The sequence below is a fragment of the Synechococcus sp. R8-2 genome, assembly GCF_047461715.1.
GTDB lineage: Bacteria > Cyanobacteriota > Cyanobacteriia > Thermostichales > Thermostichaceae > Thermostichus.
This window is the reverse complement of record NZ_JANSHQ010000345.1, coordinates 1-5,800: the sequence shown is the minus strand read 5'-3', so window position 1 is coordinate 5,800 and position 5,800 is coordinate 1. Positions and strand designations below refer to the sequence as shown.

Sequence of the window (5,800 nt, the reverse complement as noted above, 5' to 3'; positions counted from 1 at the left end):
TCAGCGTAAATGTATCAGCCTTCACCTTCTCCTTCTCCAGAAGGACGGTCTCCTGCAGAACCCAAGCCGGAGTCCAGCCCCGAGGCTCAGGAGAGTGAGGCTACAGAGTCTCCTAAGCCAGAATCCCCAGCCCCCCAGCCAGGGGATCCCGGCGGACCGACTCCTTCTCCTTCCCCCAGCCCCTAGGGAAAACTCGATCCAGACCCCGAACAGGCTCAATAGTGTTTTAAGAGCTTCCGATCCCTTAATACCTACTAAATCTAGTGGGCACAAGCGGGGCAGGATGTTAAGCTACTGCCAGTTGCGACCGGATGGGATCCATGAGCTCAACCTTGCAGCCGTTCCTGCATTTGTTGCAGAGGAGTTCCTTTTGGGGGGTGTTGGGTGGGATGTTGATGGCCGCTGCTGTTGCCCCGGTTGCTGCTCAGCAGTTCGAGTTCACCCCTCAGCCGGTGCCCCCCAGGGGGGATCCCGTCCCTACCCTGCCCTTGCTGAGCCCTCCGCCCTCCCCCGGCTCTGCCACGGCCCTGCCACCGGTACCTCAGGTGCCGCAAATGCCGCTGGATCCCACAGCTCCGGCCTTGGATCCGATCCCGGTGGTGCCCGTTCAAGCGGCCCCAGGTGGACAACTCCCCCAAGGCGAGGCCTATTCCTATCAACGTCGGCCCGACCTCAGCCCAGGTGGGGATCTCTCCGGAGCCACGCGGGGCGAGCTGCCTGCCGGCACCCGTATTCTCCTCACGGTCTACCGCCCCATCACTTTCCAGCCCTACCAGGCCATTAACGGCCACCTGGAAGTCTCCGAGCCGGTGGTGGATCGCTTTGGCCAGGTGGTGATCCCGGCAGGGAGTGTAGTGTGGGGCACTTTTGAGCCGGTTTACCGAGAACTGAAGTTGTCTGGCCGGGAGGCGGAGAGCGCCGATCCCCAAGAGCGGGTCGTCGGCAGCCGCTTTGTGGCCAACCGCCTCACCATCGGCTCTTCCACCTACTTGGTGAGAGGCCAATCTGCGCCGCTACCAGTCGGGTTGGATCGCAACGCCGATGTCGGCACAACTGTAGCCCGCGGGGCAGGCTATGGGGCAGCAGGTGGGTTGGCCTTGGGAATTCTCACGGGGGGATGGGGCTTTTTGCCGATCTTGGCCGGCAGCTTGGCCGGCGCTGCGGCAGGCAGTACCAATATCGACCGGGTGGTGACGCTACAGCCCAATACGCTGGTGGAGCTGGAGCTGACCGATAGCCTGATCATCCAATGAACTGGCCAACCCTCTTTTGCCCTGTGGCTGGCTGAAGTGACTCGGGGCAGCTCGGTAGAGTAGAAGAGAGCCCCCTCCATTGGTTCCATGGCCTTCTGGATCTACGTTGTGCCCCCGCTGGCCGGGCTGGTGATCGGCTATTTCACCAACGACATTGCCATCAAAATGCTGTTCCGGCCCTACCGCCCCTATCGGGTTTTCGGCTGGCGCATCCCCTTTACCCCCGGCCTGATCCCGCAGAACCAGCCTCGTCTGGCCAAGCAGATCGCCAAGACCATCATGGGATCCCTGCTCACGCCGGAGGAACTGCACAATCTGGCCCGTAAGCTGCTGCAAACCGAGCGCATGCAAGCAGGGATCCGCTGGCTGCTGGGGGTAGCTCTGGATCGGCTGCAAAACCCTGAGCAACAGCAGCAAACTGCTCAGGTGTTGGCGCGCATTTTAGCCGACCTGTTTAACGAGTCGTTGCCCCGCCTGGTGAAGGTGCTTGCCCGCCAAGAAACCTTTTTGGAAGGGCCCATTAACCAACTGTTCGACCAAGTGTTGCTGGAGCTGCGTCTCAGTGCCGAGCAGGCCAAGCAGCTCTCGGAGTGGATCCTGAAGCAGGCGCTGCCCCCAAAGGTGTTGCGGCAGAACTTGGTGGACTTTCTCACCGATCGCAACATCGAATCCCTGGATGAGGAGTTTCGTGAACGAGCGACCGGCTCCTACTGGGTGGTGGCCAACTTGTTCGGCCTGAAAAATGCCCTGTTGCGCCTGCGCACCTATTGTCTGGAAGAGCCGGAAGGGGCAGAAGCCATCTTGGAAGATCTGCTCAAAGACATCAACGCCTCCCGCCGCCTGACCGAGATCCTGCAGAACCTCTCGCTGCAAAACCTGCCGGTTTCCGCCGTGCGTCAGTTGCGCCGTGCCCTCCGCGACGGGATCCAAGATTACCTGCGCAGCCAAGGGCCAGAGGTTATCAAAGGGCTGGGGGAGACCATCGATTGGGAAAAAGTGGCCAGCCTGGTGTTGGGACGCCTGCGCAACTCCAAGGCGTTGATCACCTCCATCGATCAGATCAGCGCCGACCTGGCTTTGGTCTTGGAGCGCTACCTAGAACGGGATCTCGAATCCCTGATGATGCAGGTGATCCCGGTGTTGAACCTGGATCAGGTCATTGCCGATAAAGTCAACGCCACCTCCCCTGCCGACCTGGAGCAGGCCATCCAGCAGATTGTGCGCCAAGAACTCCAGGCCATCGTCAACTTAGGCGGCCTCCTCGGCTTTTTGGTGGGCTGTGTGCAGGTGCTGTTCTTGCTGGGCTGACGAGTTTGGGTTGGGGCTTTAACTTTGGCTATGATATGAGAATGCGATTAACAATTCTCCACACTTCGGATCTCCATGCCAATCTACATCCCTGGAACTACTTCACCGGGATCCCTGCGGAGCACGGTTTAGCCAAGCTGGCCACCCTTATTAAGCGCGTGCGAGCTGCCAGTGAGGATCCCGTCCTGCTCATCGACAGCGGCGACACCATTCAGGGATCCCCCTTGGGCAGCTACTATGCGCAAGTGGAGCGCGTCTCCCCTCACCCCTTGGCTCATGCTCTCAACGCCTTGGGCTACGACGCCTTTACCCCCGGCAACCACGACTTTAACTTTGGGCTGCAAGTTCTCCAGGATTTTATCGGCGATCTCCGCTGTCCGGTGCTCTGCGCCAACATCCTCCGCCAGAATGGGGATCCCCTCTTCCAGCCCTACCTGATCCGGGAATTGGCCGGGGTTCGCGTCGGCCTGTTGGGGCTGACCACCCCCCGCATCGACACCTGGGAGCGACCCGACTACATTGCGGGGCTGCGCTTTGCCCCCTTGTTGGAGACCGCCCGCCACTACCTATCGCTGCTGCGACCTCAGGTGGATGTTTTGATCTTGATCCTGCACAGCGGCCCCAACCAATTGCCCCCCCTGCGCACCCCTGAGCACTGGCACAACCCGGATCGCTCCGGCTGGTGCAGCAACAAAAGCCTGGCAGGGGAAAACGAACTGCTGGCGCTGGCCGAGCTGGACGGCATTGACGTCATCCTCTCCGGCCATACCCACCAGACCATTGCCGGTTTGGGGGGATCCCCAGCTCTAGTGGTGCAGCCCGGCTATTGGGGCAGCCACCTCTCCCAGGTATCCCTGGAGCTGGAGCGCCAGGGCAGCCGCTGGCAAATCATCAGCAAAAGCGCACAGCTCCTCTCCGCCGAAGGGATCCCTCCCGATCCCGAACTCTTGGCCTTGACAGAGCCCTATCATCAAGCCACCCTGCGCTACATCCGTCAGCCCATTGGCCAAGCCCGTTCTGCCTATAGCGGCGGTCTGGCAGCCCGTCTGGGGGCCAACCCTCTGGCAGAGCTGCTCCATCAGGCCCAATTGCAAGCAGTGCGGGAGGCAGGATTCCCCGCAGAGCTCTCCCTGGTCAACATCTGCAGCAGCGCCGGCCTGTCGGCAGGCCCCATCTCCCTGCAAGATGCCTACAGCCTCACCGTCTACGACAACACCCTCTGCGTTTTGGAGATCACCGGAGATATTCTGCGGCGCGCCCTAGAACAGACCGCCGGCTATTTTCGCCAGTTGGATCCCAATCACCTTCCCGCCGATCCTGCTGCCGTCGTGGCCCCCGAAGCCCGCGGCTACACCTTCGACCTCTACCACGGCATCGACTACTGCTTCGATCTCACCCGCCCCGTAGGAAAGCGCCTGGTGACCTTACAATTCCGCGGACAGCCGGTGGAACCAGCACAGACCTTTCGCCTGGCCATTAACCACTACCGAGCCGGCGGCGGCGGCGGTTACAGCATGTTCCAAGAAGCCCAAACCCTGTGGATCTCAGCCGATAGCATCCGCGACTTTCTGGTCTACTATATTCACACCCACTCCCCCATTCAACCCATCTACAGCCCCAACTGGCGCCTAATCCCCGACTTGGCCAAGATCTACTTCCCCGATTGCCTGGGCCGGCCACGGGAACATCTGCTGGTCGGCTAGGAAAGAAAAGATATTGACTTCAACTGGCTGAAAGAGAACCCGGTAGAATACGATCAACACAGAGCCTGGTTTGGCTGAGTGCAGCGGCGGTTTTGAAACTGCCAAACTGGGGATATCCGAGTCACTGCTCATTGCTAACACTTGCCGACATCGCCCATGACTGCCGAAGAGAAGCAACCGATGGCCCCAGAAGATACCTATCCTGAACTACAGGAAGAAGAGATCGACGTAGAGGCAGAGCTGGAGAAGCTGATTTTGGAAGATAGCGAAGCAGAAGCCGGTACCTCCTCCGGAGAAACCGCAGCTGAGCCTTCTCCAGATCCCGGTGAAGCTCTCAAGCAGCTCCAGCACGAGTTGGAAGTTGTCCGCCAGCAACTCAAAGAGAAAGAAGACGCCTACCTGCGCCTCTACGCCGATTTTGAAAACTACCGGCGGCGTACCCAGCGGGAAAAAGAAGAGTTCAGCCAAAAAGAACGGCAGAAATTTGTGCTGGAGATCTTGCCTGTTGTGGACAGCTTTGAGCGGGCTCAGCAGCAGCTGAAGCTGGAAACCGACCGCGAGCGGGAGTTGCACAACAGCTACCAGAGCGTCTACCGCCTGCTGGTGGAATGCCTGAAGAAGATGGGCGTCTCCCGCATGAAATCGGTGGGCCAGCCCTTCGACCCCAACCTGCACGAAGCCATAGCCCGTCAGCCCAGCCCAGACTATCCTGAAGATGTGGTAGCCGCCGAATATCAGCCAGGTTACAAGCTGGGGGACTTGGTGATCCGTCATGCCATGGTGGCCGTCTCGGCGGGCAGCCCCAGCTCTGAACCATCCCCCCCAGCCCAAGCCACCATCGAAGCTGGTCCGGAAAACACGCCCGCCTCTCCCCAAAACCCCCAACCTTCCTAGCCGAACTTGCTCACTTGAACCTTGACAAACAGAGCCAGAGCAGTCTCAGAAACGCTACAGTAAAGCTACGGAGACGAAAGCAACGTCTGAAGGTTTCTGCGGGATTCTGGGCAGAATGCTTTTAAGATCCGTGGAATCGCGTTCTTGGGTTGAGACTTGGCGCACGGGAAGAGGGGGCTATGGGTAAAGTCATCGGGATTGACCTGGGAACCACCAACAGTTGCGTGGCGGTTTTGGAAGGTGGTCAGCCCGTTGTGATCACCAACGCCGAGGGAGGGCGCACCACCCCCAGCATTGTCGGCTTCGCCAAGAACAACACCCGCTTGGTGGGCCAACTGGCCAAGCGCCAGGCGGTTACCAATGCTGAAAACACCATCTTCAGCATCAAACGCTTCATTGGCCGCACCTTTGCCGAGACCGAAGATGAGCGGAGGCGGGTTCCCTACAAAGTCATCCCGGGTCGAGACAACATGGTGGAAGTGGCGGTGCAAGATCGCGCCTACACTCCGCAGGAGATCTCCGCCATGATCCTGCAAAAGCTGAAGGCCGATGCGGAGGCCTATCTGGGGGAGCCGGTGACCCAAGCCGTGATCACCGTTCCCGCCTATTTTACCGATGCCCAGCGGCAGGCCACCAAAGATG

General features: G+C 59.8%; 5 protein-coding genes. All 5 read left to right on the top strand.

The genetic code is table 11. The annotated features are described in order from the left end of the window. Nucleotides 1–320 precede the first annotated feature (320 nt). Complete coding sequence (locus NW819_RS08760) at nucleotides 321–1,253, top strand: hypothetical protein (protein ID WP_414413512.1); 933 nt, start codon at nucleotides 321–323, stop codon at nucleotides 1,251–1,253. A gap of 87 nt (nucleotides 1,254–1,340) precedes the next feature. Then, the gene (locus NW819_RS08755) at nucleotides 1,341–2,561 is read left to right on the top strand and encodes a DUF445 domain-containing protein (protein ID WP_414374087.1); all 1,221 of its coding nucleotides are present in this window, start codon (nucleotides 1,341–1,343) and stop codon (nucleotides 2,559–2,561) included. A gap of 41 nt (nucleotides 2,562–2,602) precedes the next feature. Continuing rightward, complete coding sequence (locus NW819_RS08750; protein ID WP_414349860.1) at nucleotides 2,603–4,264, top strand: bifunctional metallophosphatase/5'-nucleotidase; 1,662 nt, start codon at nucleotides 2,603–2,605, stop codon at nucleotides 4,262–4,264. Nucleotides 4,265–4,405: 141 nt separating this feature from the next. Then, nucleotides 4,406–5,158: a nucleotide exchange factor GrpE gene (grpE, locus tag NW819_RS08745; RefSeq protein ID WP_414413511.1), complete on the top strand. Its 753-nt coding sequence runs from the start codon at nucleotides 4,406–4,408 to the stop codon at nucleotides 5,156–5,158. 179 nt (nucleotides 5,159–5,337) lie between these two features. After that, the coding region (locus NW819_RS08740) for an Hsp70 family protein (RefSeq protein ID WP_414413510.1) at nucleotides 5,338–5,800 on the top strand (463 nt) is incomplete at its 3' end.

What these genes read in the sequence shown, in the direction of transcription:
- NW819_RS08760 (WP_414413512.1), top strand. Translation starts at nt 321, where the DNA reads ATGAGCTCAACCTTGCAGCCGTTCCTGCATTTGTTGCAGAGGAGTTCC.
- NW819_RS08755 (WP_414374087.1), top strand. Translation starts at nt 1,341, where the DNA reads ATGGCCTTCTGGATCTACGTTGTGCCCCCGCTGGCCGGGCTGGTGATC.
- NW819_RS08750 (WP_414349860.1), top strand. Translation starts at nt 2,603, where the DNA reads ATGCGATTAACAATTCTCCACACTTCGGATCTCCATGCCAATCTACAT.